Genomic DNA, 24,769 nt, shown 5'->3' with positions numbered 1-24,769 from the left:
TGCGAGAGTGCCTTCTATGATTGATCTTTGTTCTTATCCTTCAGATGATCGGGCAGCGGTGGAAGCTGCTTCATCAAGTGCTCAACAAATTCATCACCGGTCTTACTAAAATCCGGACTCAATGGTACGTCATCATATTCGCGGATCGGTTTTTGTTGCCGTGAAGTCTTCTTCATATACCCACCCCATTTTCTTTGCGAGTTTTTGCAGCACCTGGTAATCAAAGTACTCAGCTTGTGCTGTTTTTGACATTGTAACATACTTCTTATCCTTTTGTAACAAGGTATCAACCTCTAAAAATATTGATCGAAGTACGCTACGAAGCGCCACGCCGTCAGCACTGGATTCCGTTGCGCTAACAAAGCTTATTCCTCCGTTATGCCCGGCGGCAATCACTGCTTGAACCGAGAGGTAATCCGCCAAATTCGTGGAGTCCATTACATTCACCCGTGTGCCGCGTGGATGGTTATGGGTCAAGATAACAGATCGCGGTGGAGCTGCCCGGAGTTTTCGATCTACTTCAGGAGTGAATTCTACCTTATTAACAGAACCGGATAGGCGGGCAATTTCTTCGCCGGTTGTCTTATCTAACATCACAACGATTTCTTTAGCTTGCTTGTATCCGCTTCGGGCAACCTCGCGATTCACATCTGCTACTTTCTCCAGAACATCATCTGTCAAATCAGGAAGGGCTGTGAAATAGCTGGCACGCGGATTATACTTCCGGTTTACTACACCCCGCCGCGGCTCCTCAACTCCGGTTTCAAAATCATCCATTGTAGGCAAGGACATGGATTGTTGCTGCGGTATCGGCACATCCTTTGTCGGCGCTCCAGGAATATCAATGGTAGGCAGCGGTGTTTCTGGTGACTGCTTGGCTGGAGACTCTACTGTGACCGGTTCAGCCGCTTCAGGAGCATATTTCTTCTCCCACTCAGGATAGGTAATATCCTCCGGCACCTTGTATGTCTTGCCGTCATCGTCACGGGCGACCCGCTCCTTGATGTTGTCATCATAGTGCGGGATAGTCGTGGACCGACAGTATACATGCATAGGTGGGAAGTTAACACCTGGTTGAGCATCAGAGACGTCAAATACCTTACTGTCCAGATCCCGGCAGGTGGTGGATGTCCGCTTGTCCAGGGTAGCAGTATAGCGGTACTCTTCCACGCCCAGTTCCTTGTACCCGGCCAGGCGGGATTGTCCAGCGAAGTAAGCGGACTCTGTAAGGATCAACCGCTCGGCGGCCATCCGGGACACACCCAGCCGATCCTGCAGCTGTTGGATCATCTGCTTGGGGGTTTTCCCGCTGATCAGCCCCTGCGTGAAGATGTTCCGCAGCTCTCCGTTCAGCCGGACCCTGTCAGCCCATATCCGGCTGCTGAAGTTGCTGCCATCTGGAGCCCAGGGCGCGGATAGAATGGCTTCAAGCTGTCGCTTGTCTATCTTCGCGAAAGAAGCGCCGATGCCGATGCCCTTTTCCAGCTCAAATATGCTGCGGTAGTAACCATCCTTATAGACGCTTCCCAGTAGCTCCGTGGTGCCCGCCAGTCGCTTTGCAGACAGTTCTTCGATATGTTGCTTCATCTGCAGCTGAATCGATTCCAGCCTGGTCACCCGCACCCTGATGCTGGCATTCTCCATTTCCTTCATCCATCGCTGATCAATGGCGTTCTCTTTGCCACGGGCAATGTAATCCTCTACGGTCCAGCGGAATTCCTTGAGCTCGCCGGCTTTGAGCACCTGCTTAGCAGCAGACAAGCTGACAATGCCGTTATTGTCCGCAAATCGCTGGTAAAAGTTATTGACGTCCGTCTGGATCGATATCTGGGCCTTCCGGTATTCCTTTTGCATCGCCTTCGTAAATGGAACACCTTTATTCAGTAGTGACTCATTCAGCTGTTCCATCCGTCCAGACCAGTAAGCGTCCGACTTCATTCGGCATCAGCTTCTTCCGGCGGCTTAGACTGTTTAGGTAGTCCGTAATCCTCCATCTTTTCCAGTTCCGCCTGCTCCTCAGCTTCAATCCTTTTCAGTTCTTCCTTGGTGTTCGTCACCCATGGATGGTTGGCAATGATCGTTTCCTTGGAGATAACGCCCATGCTATTGCTGGCGTCCGTAATCGCCTCCGACTCGTTGATCGGCATGTCCCGGTTGAAGATGAACGAAACGATTTCCTCAGAGTAGTCATTCCCGGTGCTGGCCTCCAGGTGCATGTTAATAAACCAAAGCAGCTGCTTGAGTCCGGCCTGGAACTCGTTCTCCATATCGTTACAATCCAGATCCAAGTCCTGATACAGGGAGCGGAGCGCCACGCCGGAGGGAGCACTGGCAAACTTATCGGACTGGGTGTCGACCCCGCGCCCAAACTCGAAAATGTCCTTGCGGGTCATCTCCATGTGATTGCGATACGCCTCAGTGTCCAAGTCCAGGCTAATTGTATCCACGCCCCCATCACCATCCACGAAAGCCACACGGAAGCGGGATATATTCTCGCGAAACTCACCGCCGCCCTGGCCACTGTAGTTCTTGACTACGTAGATGCTGTTTGGCAGATCCTCCAGGTTGTTGCTGTTGGCCGATTTCTGCTTGTCGTAGTCATCGACCTGCTTCTTGATCAGCTCGATCAGCGGCTGCTCCTCAGAATTGTACTTGAAGCAAACAAACGGTATCCGCTCCCAATTTAGAGGCCGTTCAGCGGTACCCTCAATCACAGTAAGATGATTCCGCTTCTCCAGCAGCCTCAGCTTCCCTGCTTCCTCTTCGTAAATTCGGACACCGTCAAGATCCCACCATTCGATCCGTTTGACGGTTTGCTTCTGCTTGGCCACATACCCCTCAATCTCATATGGACGGATAAAAGCAGCCAACTCGGTATGGGCAGCATCCTTCCAGATCGGCAGACACTCTTCCGGCTTCATCCGCATAAACGTCAGCTCGCCGGTGTCGGTGTAGTACGGATGCAGCCAGGCCTTTCCGCAGTTTACGGCATCCTTGCCCACATTTTTAAACAGTAGCTTGAAATCATCGTTGAAGATTAGATCCAGCTCGGCTTGATACGCTGGGTCCTTTGTCTTTGGCAGAAACGGCTTGGACAGCAAGTAGCCTGCCTTCTGGTCCACCAGCTTCCGGACAAAACCATGAGGAATCCGGTTATCCGCAAGGTTGTCAGCTGCCACCAGCCTGCCCTCGGCATCGATTGTTTTCCGGCGCTGCTCCAAAATGTCATTCTTGATCCGATAATACTTTTTGCCGACCAGCATCTGCTTCCGTTCATCGGACCGCTCCCAGTCGCCCACCTCTGCCTGGATGATCTCCTCCAGCGTCATCGGTGCATTGGCGTCCAGGTTGGCCAGAATCTCCTGTAATGTTTCCATGGTTTACCTCCTTCCCTGTTTTATTTCTTGAACGATACACCGGAGCGGTCCATATCACCCTCCAAGGCATAGCGGCATTGGTCAATACTGTGATTGTCCTTCTCCTCCAGCTTCGCCCTTGGATTACCGTCAGCATCGGTTTGATAATCAATATCTTCGAACTCCTTGGCTGTATGCGGCGTCCGCTTCGGATCAATCACGATTTCTTCTAGATCGTCCAGCCACTTCTCACCATATTCCACACTGCCGGGGCCCTTCTTGGCTCCTCGAATGCGAATACCATAAGTCTTCATCTCATCGATGGACTTCGGCTCAGCGTTATCGGCTGTCGTCATAACGTCATGATACTTCCGCGCCTTGATCCACTCGGCCAGCTCCCGGTTGCTAATCTTAACCCCGTACCGCTCATCCAGAGCGTAGAGCCGGCGGCGTGTCTTGTCGTAATGCCAGCGGCCAAAGGATACCGGGTCCACACCATAGCCCCAGTCCGTACCCTGCCGGATGTTGTCGAAGCTCTTGATCTCATCGTCCGTAATTTCACGGAAGACTAAGTTATCAAACGGCACAACCCCGCTGCCGATGGCCTCGCCAAGGTATTCCCACTTGTAGCGGAGGGATAGGCCGTCCTTGTCGATCTTCCCCTTGGTCTTGGCCTCCTCTGCCTCTTCCAGAAAAGCCTTGGACAAATGAGGGTTATCCAGGTAAGTGGAGTGATGCACATAGGTGTTAGCCTGTTTAAACTGGGATTCATACTTCTTGTTGGTCCAGTTCTGCTTGCGCTTCGGCGGGTTGTAGCTGTAGTAGAACGCATAAAAAAGACCATCCGGAAGCTCCGCACGTAGCACAGAGTTTTCGATGGTCGTAACCTCTTCTTCCGTTTTAAATTCGGCCAATTCCTCAATCCACATGATCGCAATCGGAAACTTGCTGACCTTGATGGATTTGAGCTTTAGCGGGTCGTCAGCTCCTCGGAAGATGATCTTATTGCCACGGGGCAAATAGATCAGTTGGAGCGGCGATTTCAGCACACGCCAATACGCCGACACACCCAGGATCTCGATAGCTTCCTTCAGTTGCTCAAATACCGATTCTTCCAGTGTTCGTGCGACTTTCCGGATGACCAGCGCTGTCACTGGGTACTTCATCACATCCTTGACGACCTTCAATCCGATGTGGGTTGACTTGGCCGATCCGCGCCCTCCTTTCAGAACATGGCGCAGGTAGCGGTGCGAATTGGACGCCTGCCAGAATGATTTGAACTGCGGCGTGACGATCTCCGACAGCTTAACCTGATTCATCGGTGCCATCCCCAATATCGTCGATGATCTGAACACCCATGGTGCCATCAATCTGCTGCCGGTCCACCCACATGCCGTATCGCTTGCCTAATAGCTCTGCAGCCTTGATACGATCCGAGCCGTCTAGCTCCTTCTTGACCAGCTTCTGCTCTCCCATGCCTAGGCCAAGCGGGAACTGCTCCTGCTCTTCACCTCTCAAGACGTTGGTCAGAAACTCTAGGACTTCATCCTGCTGGGCGATCCGCTTGCTATCCTTCTCAGCGATCCGCACGTCGATGTATTCACGGATATGCGGCTTATTCAGGTTCTCATGTCCGATATCTTTGGCCGTCTTCTTGCTATAGCCAGCTCTGGCCGCCGCCTCAGCGGCATTGCCGGTCTCGATAAAGTAATCAGCAAAGCGCTTTTGTTTCTCGGTTAGTTTCATGGCATCTCACCCACCTGCTTTCTTCTGGAGTACAGCAAAAAAGCCCAACCTAAAAAGATTGGACTTATTTCATTTAGATACTTTACAGATGTAAAGTATCATGGTATAATTATATACATAGAGGAGGTGATAATGATGAAGAAACGAAGAGAAAGACGAAAAGAGGATAGAGAGTTGAACCTCAAGCTGGCGATTGCAGTCGTCACCTTGATAAACTCCATCCTCACCCTCATCATCCTGCTGACCAAGTAGGAAAACCCGAAACCTTGGCCCCGCAAGGGGCTAAGGCGTAGGGGATGAAAAACAAGGGCCGTCTTTCCTTCAGTATATCACAAATGCTAAAATAATAACTTACAGGGAGCGATGAACAATGACAACGAAAGCAAAAATAACCACATATGCCACGTATGCCGCCTTGGTAATTAGTATAGCCAACACTGTTCTATTGCTGGTGAAATGGTGATGTACACTTTCAGCAGCAAAGAAGAATTGGCCGAATGGATCTCCCGTGAAGTCTGCGGCGTCTCGGAAGCAATGGAAATACTGGAATCTTCACGGCAGAACATTCATGGATTCGTGAAAAATGGAAAGCTCAAACCGGTTAAAGAGACTAAAAATGAACGCCTCTTCTTCCGCTCCGATCTGCTGGAGCGGAAGGAAGCAGCCAAGGCTTACCATACGAAGAAGGATGTGCCCGGTGAATAAGCCGGGCTTTTTTTTAATTCTCACTACCGCACACTGTATATTTCAGCGATTGCTTTATATTTCATGCCGGTCATATAATCCTGCTCGGCTAATTTTGATGTCTCAGCCATGTTACATTTTCACCACCTCCTACGTTGTGTTGTTTCGCTGCAAAATAAAAAGCACCCCGAAGGATGCTATGAATTTAGTGACGAAAGTAGCCTTTTATTTGTCTTCTTGGAGCCGCTTTTGTCTAGATAGGTGATTATATCTTCTAGCGAATTAATTGAGGATGTTACACTATCCATAAAGCTTTCAGAAAAAGGACCACCATCTAAATTCTTGTAGCAATCTCCTAGCACAGTATGAATACTTAGTAAGTCATTTATTATAGCTGTAGGGGTAGACAAATTGTTATTGATTTGGTTGTTATTCGCTTCTTTTTTTATCCACTTTTCTTGTTCGAGTATCTTTGAAACAATGACATTTAATAATTCTTTTTCTGTTGGCTCAGATTCTTCTGAGGATTCTCTCGCAATTTCAGTAATATTACTAATTTGTCCGTCTAAATCAGGCCACCATACATCAAAAGCTTTTTCTAATCTGCTTACATCTAGCTTCCCTTCACTTTTTGAGTTATTAATGCTTTTTAATAAATTAAAAATATCTTCTTTTTCTAAGCTTCTAGCTGATTGGAATTGTTTGAGTGGTCCCTCATTCAGTATCATTACATCCGTATGATATAAAATTGGTACAACCTTTGAATCAAGTGTTTTTGAGAGGGCACCAGCTTCGTAATTTATCCAAGGGGCATTTATGTTTGCTGGAGTTACGAAAATCAAGCCGAACACGGATTCTTCTAGATTATTTCTGATATTATTATTCCACATTTCTCCCAAAGAGATGTCTTTGGAAGACATATATGGTTCAGCATACTGTAGTACATTCGGTAGCCACTCTTTGAAAATGGCCGCTAGTTGTCTGCTTTCATTTCCTGACCAGCTTAAAAATATCCTCATATTAATAAATCCCCCAAATTTTGTGTTTTCGATGTTTTTTACATAATACTATTTTCCCATAATTGTCCAAAATAGTCCATGAGTTATTCCATCGAAAACAACATGATGGATTTATAATTTATTACGAATGTGCTTTAAACCTCAAGCCATCCGGGCTTCGGCGCACGATAACAGAAATTATTTTCGATTTGCGGATTCGACATATCAGATCATCCTCTCAAACTCGTATTTGAACGAAAAAAGAGCCGCCCGAAAGCGACTCTTACCCGTATTTATAATTATCTCACAATATCATTTTAGCATGGAATTTTTAGAAAAACAGGTCACTGCACTGGACATTTAACTGGACAACTTTGAAAACTCATCCAATGCCCGTTTTCTCCAGCGATAATATGTCTTCTCTACGACTGCCAAACGCTTGCAGGTTTCAGGTACGTCCATGTCTTGAATATACTTCAGTCGCAGCAATTTAGCATACTCCGGCTTATACCCTTCCAACAGTGACAGCAGATCATCCATACGCTTGATCTCTGCCTGCAGATCCTGCAGCTCGCTCAGCCGGTCCAGTACCTCGTCCAGATCGTACTTGCTGCCGGCGCGGGCATCGATCACTTTGGCAATCTTGGCCCGAAGCTCCTGCAGCAGCTCGTCATCCTCCTCATACGCGCCAATGTCGGGAATGGCGTTTCGCTGTGTCCGAATGCCTGCCGGGTAAAATGTCAGATAGGCGTGCGCTGTAGCCTCAAGCTCCTGTTCACGCTTACTCAGATACATATAGCTGGGAAGCCCCCGCAGCCGCCGGTGCAGCTGCTGCAGGTGGTCCTCCTCGATCAGACGACTGATCTGGATCCCGCCGCCAACACTGTACATGCCCAGGGCCTGAATGCGGGCCTGCTTCTGCCGGTAACTGCTCAATTGCTCAATGGCTTGCTGTTCTTTCATGATGCCTGACCCCATTTCTGTGTTATTCTCCGGATGCAGCAAGCCGGTTCAGGATCCAACGCGCCCGGGTCAACTCGGCAATACTCCGATCAAGCAGGTGCACCTCACTGGCTGGTTCAGGCACTCGACCCGCTGCTTCACGAAGCTCCGCAATCTCGGCCAGCAGTATCTCCTCTTCCTCCGTCCAAGCATCGCGCTCTGTAATCAAGCGATGCAATTCCTCCTGAAGCTGGTTATTCCCAGTTACCAAACTGTCGATCTCCGTATGAAGCCGCCCGATCTTGGTCATAGACTCCTCAGCTGCTTTGCCGGCCAGGGCACCGGCATTATCGGCTTGCCCTCTCCAGTATTCAACCTCTTCACGCAGCTCCTGAATTGCCTGCAGGTGTTCCCCGATCTTGGCATTCGAAGCCATGTTCCGCTGATAGGCTTCGTCGAACATCTGCTTGGCTTCGGCCAGCTCATGGGTCAGCTGCTCAATCTCCTGCTTGGCCATCTTGTACATTTCGGGTAGGGGATCAGGCGGCAGCGTCTCCTTTTCGGGAAGCAGTTGGGTTTTGTCAGGCTCAGCACCTTTCCCCTCTTCAGCCCATTTGTTCATGTGATTATAAATTGTCGCTTCAGACACACCTTGCTCTTTAGCAATCCGGGCAATTGACTTGCCAGCATGACGCTCTGCAAAATACTCCTCTGCCGATAGAGTGAATTTAGGTTTAGCCATAACTTCCTCAACCTCCAGTTTGATCTGTTTTCGTGGTCTAACCTTGCCACTAAGCTCTTGCCCAAGCTCAACAAGTTGACTGCCGACAGGGCAATTACTTTTACAATGCTTATCCAAATGTGCTGATCTGCTGCCATATTCTTTGTTAAAATCGGCTTTCACCTCACAGCTCTTACAATGGCCATCAAGGAGATCATCGATCTTGCGGACAGTCTCTGCCCGGTTAGAAGTCATCTATCTCACCCTCTCCACTCTCGCTTTCAGTGCAGTTAGCAGCCTATCCTGTGTGGTCGCCTTGGCTTCCAGCGCTGCCATCACATCCTCATCCACGCCACCCTGTACCACCAGGTGGTGAAGGATGACCTTCTGCTTTTGCCCTTGCCGGTGCAGACGGCCATTTGCCTGCTGATAAAGCTCCAGGCTCCAGTTCAGCCCGAACCACACAACATGATTGCCACCGTCCTGCAAGTTAAGGCCATAGGCTGCGGAAGCTGGATGCGCCAGCAGCAGGTCCACCTGGCCATTGTTCCAGTCCAGTTGATCCTGTGGGGTCTTCAGCTCCCGGATCCGTAAGCCCGATTTGGCCAGTGCCTTGTGGATCCGCGCCAGGTCATGCTGATAGCTGTAAAAGACTAACGCTGGTTTCCCGTTCAGCTGCTCGATCAGCTCCATGAACGCCTCGATCTTGCAGTCGTGCAGCTCCATGATGCGGCGGTCCTCGTCGTACACCGCACCGTTACACATCTGCAGCAGCTTGCCCGTCAGTACGGCTGCGCTGGTCGCTGTGATCTCGGTATCCTCGACTTCCAGAAGCAAGTCCTTCTCCATTCGCTTGTACTGTGCCGCCGCCTTATCATCCAGAACAACAGGTATAACGTTCGTGATGCAATCCGGGAGATCCAGATAATCCTCAGCCTTCATGCTGATACATAAGTCTGCGATCTGCCGGTGGATCACCTCATCTGCTCCTGGCTTGGCCGTGTAGCCGTGCCCGTTATAGTTCTTCTCGAAGTATTTCGTCCGGTATCCCGTGATGTTCTTCTCCAGCCGTTTGCCCTGATCCAGCAGGAACACCTGAGCCCACAGGTCAAGCAGTCCGTTCGGTGCCGGCGTTCCTGTCAATCCAACAATGCGCTTGATGTGCGGCCGTACCCAGGTCAGACTCAGGAAGCGCTTTGCCTGATGGTTCTTGAAGCTACTCAGCTCATCCAGCACCACCATGTCAAACGGCCAGGCGTTCCGGTAGTAGTCTGCCAGCCATTTCACATTGTCCCGGCTAATGACCCACACATCGCCGGGCGTGTTCAGCGCCCGGATCCGCTTCTGCTCACTGCCAAGAACCGGGATGATCCGCAAATGCTTCAGGTGCTCCCACTTGGCCGCCTCGTTACTCCATGTGGCTTCTGCAACCTTTTTGGGTGCAACTACCAAGGTGCGGCGAATAGCGAACCGGTTATATTTCAAATCGTTTACCACGGTCAGCGTGATTACTGTTTTCCCAAGACCGAGATCCAGGAAGAGTCCCAGCGCTTCGTCCACCAGCAGCCGGTTGATGCAGTACCGCTGATAGTTATGCGGGTTGAATACATTACGCTGCTGTGCTGCTGGGCTCATTCTCTTACCTCCTGCAGAAAAGCGTCCACATCGTCCTTGCTGTCGATCACCCACACCCGGCAACCCAAGGTATCCAGCTTACGGTGCTGCACCAGCTGCAGCGGCGTCGGCTTCTTGTCGGGTGCCTTAAGCTCAACGAAGTGCACCCGGTTAAACGGTAGAATCACAATCCGATCTGGCACACCTGCATTACCTGGGCTGGTCCATTTGTAGGCAATGCCACCGGCATCCTTTACTTGCTTGCGTAAATATTCTTCAATATCGCGCTCTCTCATGTTGCAAACCTCCTCGACATTGACTGACACTTTCTAAAAATCCCTATATGTGTGTATATAGGTGCGTCAGGCGTTATACGTGTATACCTAATATCTATAATTCTTTAATTTCTTATTTAATTAGATTTAAGTGTCAATAGTGTCAATAAAGTATAATAAAGCCTTGTGCATCAAGGGTTTTAGCGGTTGACAGTCTTATTGACACTCTTATTGACACTCTAAAATCTGTCAATCGGCCATTATTGACACTTCAAAATCTGTCAATGTCGAAGTGTCAATCTGTCAATGTGCCTTTTTTCGGCGAAATCCCCTTTGCAATTCGTAGGGGCCGAATAGTCCGCGATAGTCTTCCCAACCTGGTATGGTCGACAAAATCCCATTGATCTCGCGGGCGTCCGTTTGCTTCATAAACTTAATATCCGATTTGAAGCACTCGCACCACACCTCTGCAGCACATACCCGATCCCGGGGCCCCGCCTGCCCTTCATGGGGCCTCCCAAATTCGCCGCCCCAGTATATAAGCCGCGTGGGCACATCACGCTTTTGCCAGTCTTCCGGAACCGGACGCTCCACGAAAGCTTTAATGATACCCTCTTTGGCATTGCTCTCCCTGTGGGCCTCCTGCTGCTGCTTGGACAAGTCCTCAGCCTCTCCGGATAAATACAAGGGCTCTCCCAGCTGCCAGCGCACAAAGGCTTCCGCGTAAATCTGATCCACTTCCGGCTCCAGATCCCGGAACACGCTCTTAATAGAAGGAAGCTGCCCCACATCCACCGGCCAGAAGCGCCGATTGCCTGTACGATCACGTAGGAACTCGCTGTCATTCGTGGTCCCGAAGAACACGCAGCGCCGCGGATACGGCATCGTTCGTTTTCCATAGGCTTCACGGTAAATGTCTTCAGTACGGCTCAGGAACTGCTTGACACTGTTCGTCTCGGCCTTGCTCATCCCCGTCAGCTCGCCCACCTCGTTGATCCAGATGCCCTGAATCATCTCGCAGGCCTCTTTCCCTTCAAAGGTGGTCAAGCTATCGGAATACCAGTGCTTGCCGAGTAGCCGCAAGAAGGTGCTCTTCCCTAGTCCCTGCGGACCGGCTAGGATCGGCATGTAATCATATTTGACGCCTGGCACCATGGCTCTGGCCACAGCAGCCGTCAAGGACTTACGGGACACGGCCCGGGTATACACATTGTCTTCAGCGCCTAAGTAGTCCCGCAACAGCGTATCCAGCCGGGGCACACCATCCCAATGCAGGCTCTCCAGGTAGCGCTGAACATCGTTGAACCGACGCTTGTGCGTGATGATGGTCAGCGCGTGGTTGATCTTCGCTTCCACCGCAATGCCGTACACCTTTTCGGTATAGTGGTAGATCCCCGCGTCATCCGAAGAAGCCCACGGCCGCCGCTCCGTACGGCCATCCCATGGAAGCGAACCGAGCACAAGCCCCCGATTGGCAAACTCATCAAAAGCAATCTTATCCCGCAGCACAGGGTCATACTCCAGCACAATCAGCACATTGTCCACGGTCTTCAGGTACATTCCGTTACTGTTGATCTCTAGCTTCTGCATCCAGTTCAGATCCTCTGGAGGCACTGGGAATGCGGGACCGGCACCGTTAAACTCAGTCACGGCCTTTTCATATCGCTCCTGCTTCAGCAGCCCGGCAACGGGTTCCAGCTCCAGGGCGAACGCCGTCATGGCCGTATAAGACGGGAGTTTATTCGTAGGTGTACCCGCCTTGGCCTCATCATCCTGAGCCCCGAACCGGTGCAGCCGCACCAGGTCAAAGCTGTTGACCAGGCGGCCGCTGGTCGGATCCGTAGCATGATGGCTGTACAAGAACTGGCCATCGTCATATACCACAGCCCCGCCCACCGTGGATCCGCCGGCAAAGGTCAATCTGCCTGTGCCGTCATCGGTCTCCAGGTACGCGCCTGGCAAGAACACAGCAATGGCTTGATGAATGTCATAGGTCCGACAGAACGCGCCGACCACACCCGTCTTACTCGAGGGATCGCCTTGCTTTGCAGCCAACCGGACATGGGCCTCACTGGCTCCCGGCACTTGTGGCCACTCCTGGATGTTGCGCCAATTGGTGTACATTCCAAGCAAGCCGTCTGCCGAAACAAAGGGCTTATCGCCATAGGCATACACAAATTGACTGTCTGCGCTGCAGCTTGGCCAGTACATCAGCCGTGAAGCTTCGAAAGTAGTCGGGTCACACAGCTCAATCCCGATGATTTGGCCGAGCTTCCGGGCCAACGGCTCGTATTCGTCTACGGAAACCGTCCGATCTGTGGGAACCAGCACTCGCAGCCGTGGCCGCCCCTCCTCATGCTTGCGCGTTGAGTAAACCGCATAAGCACACCCCAGGGCATCCAGCCGCCGCAGCACATCAGGCGTGCCACCTGGTGGGATACTGTCGAGGTCAAGGGTCAGCACGTCCCGGCTCAGCACGGCAGCAGCCTTGCGGCGGCCACCGTCAAGCGTCCCGGCAACGAAGCCACCCACGTCCTTCAGGTCATCCTGCTGACTCTTTGGCATCGCCAGATATTGCGTCAGCGTCTCCGTGCCTCGTGTGGCCACCCGCAGCCGTTCGACTAGCTCAGACCATAGAAGCGTCTGAGCTGGCCAGTGTGTAGCGCGGCGGCTGCCGGCCGCTGATATGGTTATCGATCTGTTAAAATTCACAGGGCATACCGCCTTTAGTCGTTAATCATTTAATAGGTTCGAAGATTTTAAGCTCGATAGGGGTACTGTACATTCCGGTGCATGCCGGACAAAGTGGCTCCTCTATCTCGTCACCCTCAGCCTGCTCAAGAGCATAACGCTGATGGCATTCATCACATTCAAAAGCTTCCCATTTCATTTTGTTTCTCACCTACTTGAATGTATTTGATTTAAAGATAATGGCATTTATGTCACCGTGTAGTTCTTCAGTTTTCCGCTTCCCACGTCTCCCAGCCTCTTCAGGAGACACTTTCCCTTCTGTAGCAGCACGCTCGTAACTCCAACCGTGCCGTACTCGCCAAGCGAAGCGTTTATATGGAATACCGTTTTCTCTCGCAAGGATGATATACTCTGCAGGATGAACACGCATAGCCTCAAGACCAATCCTTGCCGCTTTTGCCCGGTCCTCCTCTGTTGCTATCGGCTGTGTCGCTGCCCGTTCTTCTGACCAACCGCCTTTTAGAATGCGCTGATAGAATAGCTTGCGGGGAATCCCATTCGCTTCAGCTACTTTCCGCCACTCTGACCGATCTTGCATCGGGCGCGGTGGTGTAGTGGTTGCCCGATCTTTATCCCAGGCCCATGCACGAACACGGTATTCTAGGCGCATTCGGCTTATTCCATTGGCTTCAGCACGGGCGTATTCGTCAGGTGTGATGTAGAAGTCGTACCCCATTTGCGTTGTCGCCTCCTTGGCGGCGGTGCCGGCAGCAAGCGATACACCTCACCGATCACCGCGCCGTTATCGTCTGTGATAATATCCCAGGGAATCTCCTGGAAGAATGGATCCGGAATCATAATACTTTGCCGCCATGGCGCTGTGGTCGCGTGGCATTATAGGTCATCTTCTCGGCGATTGCCTTCTCCAAATCGATGCCGTAATGGCCGCAGGCGTCCATCACCCGAATCACGATGTCAGCCAGCTCAGACGGAATACCACAAGGCTTCCAGTAAACCGACCTCTGATTGGCATGTGTAAGCAGTAGTCCGCCCTCTGTCTTCTCTTCGTAACGAAAACTTGCTGGCTGCATGCCTGCCCGGAAGTCCTCCAGCGCTTCCGAAGCCTCGCTGTGTATCAGCGCGAGGACTTCACCGAAGCTAGGCTCTTTATCCCACCAGCCTTTGTTGACGGCAGTGTCATGGGCTTCCTTGACCAGCTCATTAATGGAGTGGCCACGCTTCAGCACAACCGGATTCCCATCATCCCAATGTCCGTTTGCTTTCATGATCTCAGCAACATCACCGGCATACGTTTCATCCAGGTTAATGACGATGTAGGAGTTATAAGGCTTACCTTGCCGTGTGCGGGCAGCGTCAATCATGTTCAGCAGCCCATAAAACTTTTGTGCCTGATCTGCTGGCAGCAGGGTGTCGATGTCTTTAATTTTGGCAACTGCAAATTTATAGTCCATATCAATTAGCCTCCAATTTTTGTTTATAACAATTCCGATAGAATTCCACTTTCCCATTGCTTTTCAGCTTGTAGAATTTCACCCGGCAGACAGGCTCTGTCTTTCCAAGAGCGAAGGAGAGCGTTCGGGCACTGTCCACCCCATAGAAGGTGCAAAGGTATTCCAGATCCTCAGAGCTCCAGGGCTCACCGTGACTAAAATGAAATTCTGGATGATACTCCATCCTGCCACCGCAGTCATAGGTAATGCCATCAAGGACATCATCCGGATGCGGAGCCAGCGCCCCGCGTATAAATCGCTGACCCATAAAATCACCTCCAAATGGAAACTGTTTATATGAAAGCTCGTATAGATAATCAGAATACAAAATATAGGAGAGATCATAATGCATACTTCCGATTGGATCGCTTTAAGCAGTGCAATTATTTCCTTACTAGGCGTTTTCGCCACCTCAATTTTCAGCATGCTACTTTGGAAGGCTACTAAAAGAAGCACCAAAGCTGCAGAGGAAAGTGCTATAGCTGCTCTTGCTTCAACTCGAATAGCAGAAAACATGGAAGATCAAAAGGCTAAACTGGCCTTAGCATTGAAGAGCCAGTATTTAGTTGAATTAAAAAGGCAAAGCATGGATATAATGGTCGAGCTCAACAAAATAAAATTTCAGAAACTAAAGAATAGCCGTTTTTTCAACAAATCAGCTGAACCTAACATCCCACCGGTATACATAGCTGAATTATTTGATGCACAAGATCGATATATCATAAATGGAGCTTGGCTAAAACTAGACACTTATCTATTCAACAACTGGGAAGAAGTGGAGCCCAGAGAAGAATACAGAAAATTAAAATTTGGAATAGATGAACCTATCCATATGGGTGAGGTAGATGACTTGTTAAAAACTTTTAGAGAGGTCTTCGATATGAAATAACTTAATCTTTCATATAAAATTCAGTTACGAAGCCCGCGCCCTTAAGCGGCAGTCCTGGAGCCCAATCTACCGGATCACTCATCAGCGCCAGTATCTCATCAAGATCCTCCGGACGGTCCGACTCAATGCCAAGCTCATCATGCACATGCAGGACCGTGTCATATCCAGCCTGCTCTGCTCTGACCAGCGTTACGGCCAAGCAGTCTCGTGCAATTGCCTGCACAATGTTCTCCACAAGCTTGCCCCCATATGTGGATATCAGCGTCCACTTGCCTGTCTTCTGGTCCGGTCCCATGTAGTGCAAGGCGCTCTTTCCGAAATCATTCTGCGCAAGGCGTGGCTCTACGTAATAGAGCTTGCGACCACTTGGGAGCTGAACCGTAAAGAAGTCCAGCCTGTTGCCGTGATGGCTCTCCCGGGCGAAGATTATCCCACGAACACCTACCGGCATTCCGGTTTCAATCACCTGGATAGCTGCCTTTTCAAAGGCAAACCACAGATCACAGATACGCCGATTGGCGTTGCGCCATCGTGTCACGATCTCCGGCAGCTCCTCCTCAGACAGCCCCATATCCAAGGCACCCATTTGAATCAAAGCACCCACAGCGCCCTGATAACCCAGCGCCAGCTCCGACACCTTACCCTTTTGCCGTAAGTCCTTACTGACTTCATCCAGTGGCACGCCGAACATGGCTGATGCTGAGGCTTCATAGATCTTGCCGTGTGTGGCGAATACGTCCAGCCGCCACTGCTCTCCAGCCAGCCAGGCGATAACGCGGGCCTCGATAGCGCTAAAGTCAGCGACCAGGAGTTTTTTACCGCTTGGAGCTACAAATGCTGTCCGGATCAGCTGCGAGAGTGTGTCCGGCACATTGCCGTACATGAATTTGAGCATGTTGATATTCCGATCCGCGACCAGCTGCCGAGCATATGCCAGCGTCTCCATCTTGTTTTTAGGAAGGTTGTGCACCTGCACCAATCGGCCCGCCCATCGTCCAGTCCGGTTGGCCCCATAGAACTGCAGCAGCCCGCGCACCCGGCCATCCTCACAAGCTACGGTCTTCATGGCCACGTACTTTTTGGTACTGGTCTTTGATAGCTCCCGGCGGATTTCCAGCACGCGCTTCGCCCTGCCTTCCTCCACCGATTCAATCAGTCCGGATACGGTGTCTTTCTTCAAATCCTCAACCTCTTCGCCGATCTCCTCAGTAAGCCATTTCTTAAGTTGTTGGACCGACTTCGGATTATCAAGGCCACTGAGCTGTACGGCTTCCTTGGTAAGCTCTGCAGTAATCTGTTCATCCACTGCCAGCGCGCCCTCAACCAGATGCAAGTCACATGCAATGCCGCGGGCGTTGATCCGCTGGTCCAGCTGCCACAGCTGCCACTCCATATCCGGAACCGGGAACACCGATAACCGGCGCAAGATCTCCATTTCAGCCACGACGTCACCAATACAATAATCTTTGAAAAGCTGCCATTTCTCGGGCTCATGGTGCGGCAGCGTCCGAGTACGGTATCCATTTGCTTTCGCGGGCTTTTTCACCGGCACACAGAACGTCCGGATCAAGGATCCACCCACGCCCATCTTGCGCTTATCCTGTGGCAGCCCCAGCGCTTCGCCAACCTTACCCAGCCCTGCAGGGTATCCGCAGTACAGACCGTGAATCTGTGTACAGCGCCACTGCTCAATCGGTGAAGACCAGAATTTATTGAGGCTGTACCACTCAAAAGCGGCGTTGTATGCGTGTTTAATGACGTTTGGATCGCTTAATGCTGTGATAACTTGCGGCGGAATCTGCTCACCCTGAGCCATGTCTACAATCTGTACAGGGCCACCATTGAAGGAGTAAGCAAAGAGGAGGATTTGAAAAGCAGGGGACTGTACATATCTGTACAATCCCGCTTTCTTGATGTCTATATCGCTGTAGGTTTCAATATCGATGGAGAGGTGCCAGATTAGATCCCCCATACGCCGCCACCTGGCAACGATCTGCCTGTGATCGGGTCAATCTGTTGCGCCGGCGGCTGCTGGCCGTAGCCTTGCTGTGGCTGTTGTGGTGCTTGACCATAGCCCTGCTGTGGAGCCTGACCGTAACCCGGTTGTGCTGGCGGCTGCTGGCCATAGCCCTGTTGCGGTTGCGCCGGAGGTTGTTGGCCATATTGCGGCTGCTGCGGGGCTTGGCCGTAGCCCTGCTGTGCTGGAGGCTGTTGACCATAGCCCTGCTGCGGTGGGATTTGGTCAAAACCCTGCGGTGCTGGAGCCGGGGTATAGCCTACGCCCCCACCATTTCCGCCGAAAGCCTGTTCCGCGCTGATCCGGCCGCCAAGAGGTTCGCCGTCAGCAAGCTTTTGCACGGGACCTAGACCAGCACCTACACCACGGTTCCCACTGTTGGCGTAGGGGAAGAAGTTAATGTTCACACGGCCATACACGCCGCTATAGATCTCAGTCTGATTGATGATAGGGTTCATGTTCATGTCCACCACTGCCTGCTGCTGCTTGCTGCTGGCAGTGAGCACCCAGTGCCCTTTGCACTCTGGCCCAAAGGGATCCCCATTGGGTCGAACACCGTCACCATCGTGAATCGGCGTTTTTGGCTGCGGCGGACGTGCGCCGCCCCAAGTTGCCGATACGCCTTTTTGTATAGCGGCTTCAATAGCGGCGTTGATCCGTTGCATGGTCGCGTAATCTGATTTCGGAATCAGTATAGTAGTGCTATACTTCGGCTCTTGGCCAGGCTGATTGGCGTGCGGCTGAAACAAATGTACAAAGCTCAGTCTGACCTGTCCTGTGGTTACTGCAGTTGCATCGACTTGATTCATAGTTGTGTGACCTCCTGTGATTTGGGTTTATGATTGCTCCGGCGGTGTGCTGAACACATCCTCCGGTTTAACTTGATTGGTAACGGCTGGTCGTTTGTCATCTGCGGGCGCAAGTGTCGGTGCTCCAGAACGTTTAATGACATGACCCGGCTCCTCCAGCAGTTCCTTATAGACTTTCTTCTCCAGCACCTTTTCCAATGCCGGCGGCGTCAGCGGTCTACGCTCATAGAGCACGGCTTCGTCAATGCCTTTATCCTTTAAGTGGGCAAAGGCAGCATCTAGATCCGCGTATTCACGGGTGCCTCGCCCCTCTACGGCCTTCCACCCTGGAAGCTCTGTACCCTTGAGCACTTCAGCTAAGGCGAGGGTCTTAATGGAGTTGTACCAACTGACAATCCCCTCACCGCGCCGCAAAGCGTCGGCAACCTCTTCCCAGCTGATCAGCGGCGGCTTCTTAGGTACGATCGTTTCAAGGGACAGCAGGCTCTCCACCCGGACGCGGCATTTCTCCTTCGCCCGGCAGAAACCGCAATGGCTGCCTACTACAAATGATCCTTCGCCCTTGAACGCCTGCATTGCAATCGGCTTGATACTCTCACCCCAAGCCAGTAGATCCGCTGCTGACAGTGACCACTCGGAAGGCTGCTCCCATACCTTCGGCTGCACGATGGCCAGATGCACGGTTTCAATCGGAAACGACAGCGAGAAGGCTTTAAGCGCACCAAGTGCATACAGCTTCATTTGCGGGTTATCCTCTGCCGGCACAGGCACGCCTTGACCGTTCTTATAGTCGATCACATGCAACTGCCGACTACCGACAATAATGCAGTCAGATGTACCGAAACCTTCCGGTGCATAGTCGCTATAATCCACTTTGCGCTCGATGGCCACGAATGGCGGCGAAGGGAACGAATGGACAACCTTCTGGACATAATCCAGGTAAGCATTCGTGTGATCCTCCATAACCGGCTCATACAGCTCATGGGCTTTAAACTTCTTCAGTGCCGCATTGTACGTCCGGGTAGGCATCTGATCCGTGAATGCCTTCCGCAGCTTCAGCTCGCTGATCTCATGAGCCAGCGTACCGCGCTTGGCGGCCTCGCTCTCTGAATCGGGAAGCGTCTCTTCCAGCCTGGCACTCGGCGGGCAGTGCAGCCAGCGGTGCGATCCGCTGGCCGACAGAAGGGCATGCGCCCGTTCTGCGTGTGCAATCTCCCCGGCCGCCATTAGATCTTGGCTCCCAAGGACCGCAAGAATGTGGCGAAGTCGCCGTAAAACTTCGGATCAAGCGTGGTCAAAGAAGAGGCACCATGCTGCTGCAGCCAACCGATCAGCTGGCCAGAGTGTCCAGCGTCCATGACTGGCTGAGTGGCCACGCCAAGTTGATCCAGGGTGTACGCTGGTGTAGAGGTTGGTACTGCACCTGTTGAAGGCTGCTGGGTAAAGCCTTGTTGTGGTTGCTGGCCATACTGCGGCTGCTGGGCTGGAGGCTGTTGGCCGTAACCTTGCTGCACGGGTACACCAGACTGCTGCGGTGCTTGCCACTGTTGAGGTTGGCCGTAGCCACCCATTTCTGGAGTAGTTGCAGGCGGCACTTGAATTGCAGAAGCCTGAATAGGTGGTGCAGTAACCTCTGCAGGTGTGGACCCAGACAGTAAAGAGTGAAAGGAAACCAATTCGGAGACGGCTTGCTTGGCGTTATCGCCAGTGATATTAATTTGTACGGGCATGATGATCCTCCTCGGATAATAGGGATGTAATACAATGAGTGCAGACCTCGCGGTCATTCCAATTACGGATAAAGCGGGTATTTACGATATGGCCACAGACTTCACAGCAGACAACATGAGACAGCTTAATGACTGCTGGCAAAGCCATCGACCAGCTTTTTCTCTTCACGGACAATAAGTTTAATGCAGGGCTTGCAGACTAGCTTTTCCGGATAGAGACTTACAAGTTCGCGCTCCACATTGCCGCACAAGCAGCATCCAGGTGTGTATTTCCGAAGAATGATCTTTTCACCCTCCACGAAGATCTCCAGACCGTCTCCCTCTGCGATATTCAAGGTGTGGCGAAGTGACTTAGGAAGAACAACACGGCCAAGTCCATCCAATTGACGAACAATTCCAGTAGCTTTCATATTGAATCTCCTTCTGATCAGTGGTACACTGACCTCATAATGTAGTGTTGATGCAGACGGCCACCGGCTCCTACCCCGGAAGGTCGTCTTTTTCGTTTAACTTGGCATCACCCCTTCCAAGGTTATCGTCTGCCTTGATTACCACAGCGCCAATACCCTCGCATAAGCATTTGTTACCGCAATACAGATCCTTGCCGTGCTGTACCACTCTTTGGCCAAAAAAGATTTCAGCCTGACAATTCGGATTGCTGCAGAAGTCAATGACTTCTAGTGGACCGGTTACTCTGCTCACTGGCCTGCCTCCCTTCTATTCCACTAGCGACCTCAGTAAGCGCTGATATCCTTTTTCGTTTCAGTGCTAAACAGATCGCCCTGCCGATTGCTGTGGCCATGTCGTCTACTAGGGCAAGACGCGTGCTCTGGAGGACAAAAAACCCCATATACCCACCCTCATTCACAATTCCCTTGATGTGTACGTCTCCGGCAGCAGGCAATTCTTTATTGACCCCAGCGCCAGGCTGTAACGGTCCTTCTTTGATATCAATCCGACCGATGCTTTCTGATCTACCAAGACAAGAGTCGATAGCAATGACGAACTTTCCGTGTAGGGAATCAAGACACTCTTGAAGATTTACTGCGTGACACGGGTCATGAAGAGTGCCAATTACATTTGGAACACCGCGCCGCTTAAGATAACGACCGACCAATGGGCCTAAAGAGTCGCCTGTTGAGCGATCTGTGCCGATGCACAGGAACGCTACTTTCGACGCATCGGCGGGAAGCAATACTTCCAACTGCCGGCTTAGGGCCTCAATCTCCTTACGTGTTTTCAACGGCCCGCCTCCATTTCTGCAATCTCGCGATCCAGCCACCAAACGGCTGCTTCCGGCTCTTCAACGATCAACCGACCATTCTGAATCTGCCAACGTTGCCGGCGAAGCTCCAAGCGTCTCAACATCAGGTCAGCTGACTCGGAATTTGCTTTCATGGCCTGCCTCCTCCAGCTTCAGTGCTACCAGCGTCTCACGAGTCAGGTAATTGGCTTTGCCCAGACTTGTTACATGCTTGAGGTTACGCTGCTGTAGCATGGCGTTGATCGCGCACTCTAGATGGATCTGCGCAGCGGCCAGTTCGGCATGAATGTTAATGATCATGCGTGGTCTCCTTTTTGGTTATCCATCGATTCAATGAATCTTGTTTGAAAAAGATTTGACCGCGTTGCCAGAAATGAGGCAGCCCGTCTTCCTTGATCATCCTCCGTACTGTTTTATCTGAAACCTTTAGGTACCGGCAAGCTTCGGAAATATCGAAGATGTTCGAATACAGTTGCCGTTCAATTTCGGGCTGCAGCTCTGCAAGTATTTCTTCTCGTAATCCCTGCTTGATGTCAATACGAATGGCTTCGATCAGATCAGCGGTTGTCATCTTCTATAACAGCCCCCTTCTCGCGGACCAGTTCGTCTAGCGATACTCCCAAAGCGTCAGCCAGTTTTACTAGCGTTTCGGCGTATGGGCCTTGTCTTTTTTTTCCTATGTTGTACAATGCAGATACGGCGACTCCGCTTTCTTTAGAAAGACGGTAGATTGTCCAGCCTTTCTCTGTGATCAGCCTATCCACGTTATTTTCGATTGCCAGCCCCACGTTGCTCACCTCCTGAAACAATAATATAACTCAATGACGTTATACACAAATGCATTTATAACTCATATACGCCATATAATCCTTCTTTATCTTCTATTTCCGCTATTTTTCTTGACAAGCCTAACTAAATCGATATAATATGACTTTAATGAGTTATAACTCATAAGAGACATAGTATAGAGAGGATTTTGAGTGGTGAGTACCATTTCCGAAAGAATACAGAAGCTTATGGATGAGAGTAAAATTAGTAAATATAAGTTGGCTAAGGATACCGGAATTCCGTACACTACCCTTTCTCAAATCCTCAGCAATAGAACAGAAAATCCTCAGGTAAAATCATTACAAATAATAGCTAATTACTTTGGGAAGCCTCTCGGATATCTGACCGGTAGCGAAACAGAAGCGCTTAACCCAAGCAAAACATTTGATATGGACATGTCGACAGTGGAGATGGTTCAAATTCCGATTTATGGAGAGGTCAGAGCAGGATACAACAGCCTTGCACAAGAGGATATTGTTGGTTATGAGATAGTTGCAAAGGAATCAATTTCGGATGGGGAGTATTTTTTTCTTATAGTCAAAGGTGATAGCATGATCGAAGAAGGAATAGGTGAGGGCATGAGGGTGCTGGTAAAGAAACAAAGGCATTGCCAGCATGGAAAGATCGGGGTTGTCATCGTTAACGGTGACGAAGGAACACTGAAGAGAGTGTTTTATGAGGGGGATAGCATAATCCTTCAGGCGGCAAATAAAAACATCCCTCCGAGGGTTTTCCCTATTGATGAAGTTCTGATCCAGGGTCAGGTTACAAAGGTGGAGTTCGATGTATAGACTTAGTGTGATTTATAGATACAGCGAAGGAGTAGAGATACCTAAATGGCTTATTGTAAAGCCGAAGAATGGTTTTGATTGGAGCGCAGAAACTGCCTACATATCCCTTAATCAGCCTTTTGAACGAACATCGCAAGAAGAAATTAATGACGATACACTAGGGATTTCTATATTAAACACTGAATTGATGATTAACACAGAGTTGCCAGAACATATCGGTATACACTTTCCATATGTAAAAAAGAGAATTAATAAGCTTCGCGGCGAACCATTAGCTCCATCCTTCAAGCTTTTAGAAATTGAGCAGTTTGTCATCCAGATGTCTGATTTGCAGATAATAATGCAAACGAGATCCTTAGATATTTTATCTTGCAATTGGATTGATTTTTAATTACCCATAGTAGGCTATTTTTTTGTCCATAAAACAGAACATATGTTCTTGAAAGGAGGTGAAAAACCAATGTATTACAAAGATGAAAGTTAAATCCCCGTTGCCTGGATCTAATTTTCCAGCTTATGAATGCATCTATAAAGATGGGATAAGCTTATCGACGAATTGATAGGAACTGGATGAAGAGTTGTTATAGCATATCTGAGGATGGTGAATTAGGATGCCCTGGACAGAACATCTAGCAGGGAACAAGTACAAACTGGTGGCCCGCGACCCGTCAAAGGTCAATCGCCCAAAAAAATCTATTGTAGTTGAGATTCCAGCGGAAATTGCCCGATCTCAGACAAAGACAGAGCGATGGCTTACGCTGGAGTTGGCGAAGTGGACGGATACGGTCGAATCCGGTTTGATACCGAGCAAAGGTAAAGATAGTAAATTCACATTTCGAAATTTCGTCCCTAAATGGAAGAAAGGTTACGCAGATCAGAATATGGGCGGCTATACCGTGAAAAACACAATGGCTATCGTGGACGGCAGGCTGATGGAGACCTTTGGTGATATTAGGATGGACAAGATCACCACGCTCCACCTGGTCACCTATTTTGCGGAACTTACCAATCAAAAAACTGATGCCCCGCTGGCCACAAATACAAAGCTCAATATTTATAAAGCAGCCAAGTCCATTTTTGACGCCGCAGCTGACTGGGGGGTGCTATCTCACAACCCCATGGATGGGGTAAAGCGCCCCGGACAAAGTAAGAAGGAACGAAAACAAATCCGTAGTAGAAAGAAGCACTATTCTTGGGCTGAAGTTGAGCAGCTCCTGATTGCGCTCTATAAGCTTCCTATCAATTGGCGGCTATACTTTACAGGTTGTATGCTTGGCGGCTTCAGACGAGGTGAGTTGCTGGCCGTAGAATGGAAAGATGTGTCTCACGAAAGACAAGCAATTTGGATTGACAAACAAATAACCTTGGACGAAGATGGCAACACAATTGTAGGTGAAGTAAAAACAGAGTCCAGCGAGGGCTGGGTAGGAATGCCCGCGTGGTACATGGAGGAATTAAAGCGATTAGAACGAATTTGGCGTAAAGAGAAGCTGCAGTGCAGAAAGTGGAAAGGGGCCGATAAACAGTACTTGTTCCATGGAGGCAACGGACTGCCCTATTATCCGACCACGCCGACGTTGACCTGGAGGAGATTTTTGAAGAAGCACGAACTTCCGCACGTAAAATTGCACGGCCTCAGGCATACTGCTGGTATGCTACTACGGGAATCCGGTTCTGATCTTAAGACAATCCAGGAACGGCTCCGTCATGCCAAGCTAGACATGAGCGCAGAATATACTCATGAGTCCGATATTATTAACCGGGAGGTAGTCGATAAACTTGAAGGGCTTAATCCAAAAAACATCAAAATTGCCCCATCAATTGCCCCATGAACAAAAAGTAGTCAACGGTTTGTCGAAAAATTCGCAAAGAAAAAACCCTTGTGGCGCAAGGGCTTAGGTAA

Annotated in this window: 30 protein-coding genes; 5 read left to right on the top strand and 25 right to left on the bottom strand. The window is 50.4% G+C overall.

What is annotated here, in order from left to right; all coding sequences use genetic code 11:
• Nucleotides 1-132 precede the first annotated feature (132 nt).
• From NST99_RS07115 to NST99_RS07100, 4 genes are read right to left on the bottom strand one after another with little or no spacing between them, the layout of a single operon-like run.
• Nucleotides 133-1,938: a minor capsid protein gene (locus NST99_RS07115; RefSeq protein WP_341090667.1), complete on the bottom strand. Its 1,806-nt coding sequence runs from the start codon at nt 1,936-1,938 to the stop codon at nt 133-135.
• Entirely contained in the window at nt 1,935-3,377 is a 1,443-nt protein-coding gene (locus tag NST99_RS07110) for a phage portal protein (protein WP_341090665.1), read from the bottom strand. The genes NST99_RS07115 and NST99_RS07110 overlap by 4 nt, the downstream gene beginning before the upstream one ends.
• Nucleotides 3,378-3,397: 20 nt before the next feature.
• Nucleotides 3,398-4,675 (bottom strand): PBSX family phage terminase large subunit, encoded by a 1,278-nt coding sequence (locus NST99_RS07105; RefSeq protein ID WP_341090663.1) that lies wholly within the window; start codon nt 4,673-4,675, stop codon nt 3,398-3,400.
• Nucleotides 4,662-5,102, bottom strand: a complete 441-nt coding sequence (locus NST99_RS07100; RefSeq protein ID WP_341090661.1) for a terminase small subunit — start codon at nt 5,100-5,102, stop codon at nt 4,662-4,664. The genes NST99_RS07105 and NST99_RS07100 overlap by 14 nt, the downstream gene beginning before the upstream one ends.
• 456 nt (nt 5,103-5,558) lie before the next feature.
• On the opposite strand from NST99_RS07100, the gene NST99_RS07095 reads away from it, so the two are divergent.
• Nucleotides 5,559-5,807: a helix-turn-helix domain-containing protein gene (locus NST99_RS07095; RefSeq protein WP_341090658.1), complete on the top strand. Its 249-nt coding sequence runs from the start codon at nt 5,559-5,561 to the stop codon at nt 5,805-5,807.
• A gap of 176 nt (nt 5,808-5,983) precedes the next feature.
• Here NST99_RS07095 and NST99_RS07090 read toward each other — a convergent pair whose 3' ends face one another.
• From NST99_RS07090 to NST99_RS07045, 10 genes are all read right to left on the bottom strand, one after another.
• Entirely contained in the window at nt 5,984-6,805 is an 822-nt protein-coding gene (locus NST99_RS07090; protein ID WP_341090655.1) for a toll/interleukin-1 receptor domain-containing protein, read from the bottom strand.
• Between the two features lie 339 nt (nt 6,806-7,144).
• Nucleotides 7,145-7,747, bottom strand: a complete 603-nt coding sequence (locus NST99_RS07085) for a DUF1492 domain-containing protein (protein WP_341090652.1) — start codon at nt 7,745-7,747, stop codon at nt 7,145-7,147.
• Nucleotides 7,748-7,769: 22 nt separating this feature from the next.
• A complete protein-coding gene (locus tag NST99_RS07080; protein WP_341090650.1) occupies nt 7,770-8,702 on the bottom strand; it encodes a zinc-finger domain-containing protein in 933 nt (310 codons plus the stop codon).
• On the bottom strand, nt 8,703-10,082 hold the full coding sequence (locus tag NST99_RS07075; RefSeq protein ID WP_341090648.1) for a DEAD/DEAH box helicase: 1,380 nt from the start codon (nt 10,080-10,082) through the stop codon (nt 8,703-8,705).
• Nucleotides 10,079-10,357 carry a VRR-NUC domain-containing protein gene (locus tag NST99_RS07070; RefSeq protein ID WP_341090645.1) on the bottom strand — a complete coding sequence of 93 codons (279 nt, stop codon included), beginning with the start codon at nt 10,355-10,357 and terminating at the stop codon, nt 10,079-10,081. Before NST99_RS07070 ends, NST99_RS07075 begins: the two co-directional genes overlap by 4 nt.
• A gap of 282 nt (nt 10,358-10,639) precedes the next feature.
• The gene (locus tag NST99_RS07065) at nt 10,640-13,048 is read right to left on the bottom strand and encodes a virulence-associated E family protein (protein ID WP_341090644.1); all 2,409 of its coding nucleotides are present in this window, start codon (nt 13,046-13,048) and stop codon (nt 10,640-10,642) included.
• A gap of 25 nt (nt 13,049-13,073) precedes the next feature.
• On the bottom strand, nt 13,074-13,226 hold the full coding sequence (locus NST99_RS07060; protein ID WP_341090643.1) for a hypothetical protein: 153 nt from the start codon (nt 13,224-13,226) through the stop codon (nt 13,074-13,076).
• 12 nt (nt 13,227-13,238) lie between these two features.
• Nucleotides 13,239-13,763: a hypothetical protein gene (locus NST99_RS07055; RefSeq protein WP_341090642.1), complete on the bottom strand. Its 525-nt coding sequence runs from the start codon at nt 13,761-13,763 to the stop codon at nt 13,239-13,241.
• A 118-nt stretch (nt 13,764-13,881) separates the two neighbouring features.
• Nucleotides 13,882-14,313: a hypothetical protein gene (locus NST99_RS07050; RefSeq protein WP_445745016.1), complete on the bottom strand. Its 432-nt coding sequence runs from the start codon at nt 14,311-14,313 to the stop codon at nt 13,882-13,884.
• A 187-nt stretch (nt 14,314-14,500) separates the two neighbouring features.
• The gene (locus NST99_RS07045; protein ID WP_341090639.1) at nt 14,501-14,806 is read right to left on the bottom strand and encodes a DNA-entry nuclease; all 306 of its coding nucleotides are present in this window, start codon (nt 14,804-14,806) and stop codon (nt 14,501-14,503) included.
• 78 nt (nt 14,807-14,884) lie between these two features.
• On the opposite strand from NST99_RS07045, the gene NST99_RS07040 reads away from it, so the two are divergent.
• Nucleotides 14,885-15,427 (top strand): hypothetical protein, encoded by a 543-nt coding sequence (locus NST99_RS07040; protein WP_341090638.1) that lies wholly within the window; start codon nt 14,885-14,887, stop codon nt 15,425-15,427.
• Nucleotide 15,428: 1 nt separating this feature from the next.
• Here the strand turns inward: NST99_RS07040 and NST99_RS07035 are convergent, their stop codons facing one another.
• From NST99_RS07035 to NST99_RS06985, 11 genes are all read right to left on the bottom strand, one after another.
• Entirely contained in the window at nt 15,429-17,399 is a 1,971-nt protein-coding gene (locus NST99_RS07035; RefSeq protein WP_341090637.1) for a DNA polymerase, read from the bottom strand.
• Nucleotides 17,387-18,253, bottom strand: a complete 867-nt coding sequence (locus NST99_RS07030; RefSeq protein WP_341090635.1) for a DUF2815 family protein — start codon at nt 18,251-18,253, stop codon at nt 17,387-17,389. Before NST99_RS07030 ends, NST99_RS07035 begins: the two co-directional genes overlap by 13 nt.
• A gap of 27 nt (nt 18,254-18,280) precedes the next feature.
• Complete coding sequence (locus NST99_RS07025) at nt 18,281-19,480, bottom strand: DUF2800 domain-containing protein (protein ID WP_341090633.1); 1,200 nt, start codon at nt 19,478-19,480, stop codon at nt 18,281-18,283.
• On the bottom strand, nt 19,480-19,983 hold the full coding sequence (locus NST99_RS07020; protein WP_341090632.1) for a hypothetical protein: 504 nt from the start codon (nt 19,981-19,983) through the stop codon (nt 19,480-19,482). The genes NST99_RS07025 and NST99_RS07020 overlap by 1 nt, the downstream gene beginning before the upstream one ends.
• A 125-nt stretch (nt 19,984-20,108) precedes the next feature.
• Nucleotides 20,109-20,393 (bottom strand): AbrB/MazE/SpoVT family DNA-binding domain-containing protein, encoded by a 285-nt coding sequence (locus NST99_RS07015; RefSeq protein ID WP_341090631.1) that lies wholly within the window; start codon nt 20,391-20,393, stop codon nt 20,109-20,111.
• A 70-nt stretch (nt 20,394-20,463) separates the two neighbouring features.
• Nucleotides 20,464-20,685, bottom strand: a complete 222-nt coding sequence (locus NST99_RS07010) for a hypothetical protein (RefSeq protein WP_341090627.1) — start codon at nt 20,683-20,685, stop codon at nt 20,464-20,466.
• On the bottom strand, nt 20,651-21,265 hold the full coding sequence (gene yyaC, locus NST99_RS07005; protein ID WP_341097580.1) for a spore protease YyaC: 615 nt from the start codon (nt 21,263-21,265) through the stop codon (nt 20,651-20,653). The genes NST99_RS07010 and yyaC overlap by 35 nt, the downstream gene beginning before the upstream one ends.
• Nucleotides 21,223-21,351 (bottom strand): hypothetical protein, encoded by a 129-nt coding sequence (locus NST99_RS07000; RefSeq protein ID WP_341090625.1) that lies wholly within the window; start codon nt 21,349-21,351, stop codon nt 21,223-21,225. Before NST99_RS07000 ends, yyaC begins: the two co-directional genes overlap by 43 nt.
• A 4-nt stretch (nt 21,352-21,355) precedes the next feature.
• The gene (locus NST99_RS06995; protein WP_341090624.1) at nt 21,356-21,547 is read right to left on the bottom strand and encodes a hypothetical protein; all 192 of its coding nucleotides are present in this window, start codon (nt 21,545-21,547) and stop codon (nt 21,356-21,358) included.
• Nucleotides 21,537-21,818 carry a helix-turn-helix domain-containing protein gene (locus NST99_RS06990; RefSeq protein WP_341090623.1) on the bottom strand — a complete coding sequence of 94 codons (282 nt, stop codon included), beginning with the start codon at nt 21,816-21,818 and terminating at the stop codon, nt 21,537-21,539. Before NST99_RS06990 ends, NST99_RS06995 begins: the two co-directional genes overlap by 11 nt.
• Nucleotides 21,805-22,035: a helix-turn-helix domain-containing protein gene (locus NST99_RS06985; RefSeq protein ID WP_341090622.1), complete on the bottom strand. Its 231-nt coding sequence runs from the start codon at nt 22,033-22,035 to the stop codon at nt 21,805-21,807. Before NST99_RS06985 ends, NST99_RS06990 begins: the two co-directional genes overlap by 14 nt.
• 195 nt (nt 22,036-22,230) lie before the next feature.
• Here NST99_RS06985 and NST99_RS06980 point away from each other — a divergent pair, with 195 nt between their 5' ends.
• The 3 genes from NST99_RS06980 to NST99_RS06970 all read left to right on the top strand — a co-directional run bounded on the left by NST99_RS06980 (nt 22,231) and on the right by NST99_RS06970 (nt 24,698).
• Nucleotides 22,231-22,866 (top strand): LexA family protein, encoded by a 636-nt coding sequence (locus tag NST99_RS06980; protein ID WP_341090621.1) that lies wholly within the window; start codon nt 22,231-22,233, stop codon nt 22,864-22,866.
• Nucleotides 22,859-23,257: a hypothetical protein gene (locus NST99_RS06975; RefSeq protein ID WP_341090617.1), complete on the top strand. Its 399-nt coding sequence runs from the start codon at nt 22,859-22,861 to the stop codon at nt 23,255-23,257. Before NST99_RS06980 ends, NST99_RS06975 begins: the two co-directional genes overlap by 8 nt.
• Nucleotides 23,258-23,477: 220 nt before the next feature.
• A complete protein-coding gene (locus NST99_RS06970; RefSeq protein ID WP_341090614.1) occupies nt 23,478-24,698 on the top strand; it encodes a tyrosine-type recombinase/integrase in 1,221 nt (406 codons plus the stop codon).
• Nucleotides 24,699-24,769: the final 71 nt, after the last annotated feature.

This window comes from Paenibacillus sp. FSL L8-0470, assembly GCF_038008625.1.
Taxonomy (GTDB): Bacteria; Bacillota; Bacilli; order Paenibacillales; family Paenibacillaceae; genus Paenibacillus_AQ.
Note: the sequence above shows the minus strand (reverse complement) of the source record. Positions and strands in the feature narration are given on the sequence as shown.

Bases quoted from the DNA above. Each gene is read 5' to 3' on its own strand.
- NST99_RS07115 (WP_341090667.1), bottom strand. From the start codon at position 1,938: ATGAAGTCGGACGCTTACTGGTCTGGACGGATGGAACAGCTGAATGAG.
- NST99_RS07110 (WP_341090665.1), bottom strand. From the start codon at position 3,377: ATGGAAACATTACAGGAGATTCTGGCCAACCTGGACGCCAATGCACCG.
- NST99_RS07105 (WP_341090663.1), bottom strand. From the start codon at position 4,675: ATGAATCAGGTTAAGCTGTCGGAGATCGTCACGCCGCAGTTCAAATCA.
- NST99_RS07100 (WP_341090661.1), bottom strand. From the start codon at position 5,102: ATGAAACTAACCGAGAAACAAAAGCGCTTTGCTGATTACTTTATCGAG.
- NST99_RS07095 (WP_341090658.1), top strand. From the start codon at position 5,559: ATGGTGATGTACACTTTCAGCAGCAAAGAAGAATTGGCCGAATGGATC.
- NST99_RS07090 (WP_341090655.1), bottom strand. From the start codon at position 6,805: ATGAGGATATTTTTAAGCTGGTCAGGAAATGAAAGCAGACAACTAGCG.
- NST99_RS07085 (WP_341090652.1), bottom strand. From the start codon at position 7,747: ATGAAAGAACAGCAAGCCATTGAGCAATTGAGCAGTTACCGGCAGAAG.
- NST99_RS07080 (WP_341090650.1), bottom strand. From the start codon at position 8,702: ATGACTTCTAACCGGGCAGAGACTGTCCGCAAGATCGATGATCTCCTT.
- NST99_RS07075 (WP_341090648.1), bottom strand. From the start codon at position 10,082: ATGAGCCCAGCAGCACAGCAGCGTAATGTATTCAACCCGCATAACTAT.
- NST99_RS07070 (WP_341090645.1), bottom strand. From the start codon at position 10,357: ATGAGAGAGCGCGATATTGAAGAATATTTACGCAAGCAAGTAAAGGAT.
- NST99_RS07060 (WP_341090643.1), bottom strand. From the start codon at position 13,226: ATGAAATGGGAAGCTTTTGAATGTGATGAATGCCATCAGCGTTATGCT.
- NST99_RS07055 (WP_341090642.1), bottom strand. From the start codon at position 13,763: ATGGGGTACGACTTCTACATCACACCTGACGAATACGCCCGTGCTGAA.
- NST99_RS07050 (WP_445745016.1), bottom strand. From the start codon at position 14,313: ATGAAAGCAAACGGACATTGGGATGATGGGAATCCGGTTGTGCTGAAG.
- NST99_RS07045 (WP_341090639.1), bottom strand. From the start codon at position 14,806: ATGGGTCAGCGATTTATACGCGGGGCGCTGGCTCCGCATCCGGATGAT.
- NST99_RS07040 (WP_341090638.1), top strand. From the start codon at position 14,885: ATGCATACTTCCGATTGGATCGCTTTAAGCAGTGCAATTATTTCCTTA.
- NST99_RS07035 (WP_341090637.1), bottom strand. From the start codon at position 17,399: ATGGGGGATCTAATCTGGCACCTCTCCATCGATATTGAAACCTACAGC.
- NST99_RS07030 (WP_341090635.1), bottom strand. From the start codon at position 18,253: ATGAATCAAGTCGATGCAACTGCAGTAACCACAGGACAGGTCAGACTG.
- NST99_RS07025 (WP_341090633.1), bottom strand. From the start codon at position 19,480: ATGGCGGCCGGGGAGATTGCACACGCAGAACGGGCGCATGCCCTTCTG.
- NST99_RS07020 (WP_341090632.1), bottom strand. From the start codon at position 19,983: ATGCCCGTACAAATTAATATCACTGGCGATAACGCCAAGCAAGCCGTC.
- NST99_RS07015 (WP_341090631.1), bottom strand. From the start codon at position 20,393: ATGAAAGCTACTGGAATTGTTCGTCAATTGGATGGACTTGGCCGTGTT.
- NST99_RS07000 (WP_341090625.1), bottom strand. From the start codon at position 21,351: ATGTTGAGACGCTTGGAGCTTCGCCGGCAACGTTGGCAGATTCAGAAT.
- NST99_RS06995 (WP_341090624.1), bottom strand. From the start codon at position 21,547: ATGATCATTAACATTCATGCCGAACTGGCCGCTGCGCAGATCCATCTA.
- NST99_RS06990 (WP_341090623.1), bottom strand. From the start codon at position 21,818: ATGACAACCGCTGATCTGATCGAAGCCATTCGTATTGACATCAAGCAG.
- NST99_RS06975 (WP_341090617.1), top strand. From the start codon at position 22,859: ATGTATAGACTTAGTGTGATTTATAGATACAGCGAAGGAGTAGAGATA.
- NST99_RS06970 (WP_341090614.1), top strand. From the start codon at position 23,478: ATGCCCTGGACAGAACATCTAGCAGGGAACAAGTACAAACTGGTGGCC.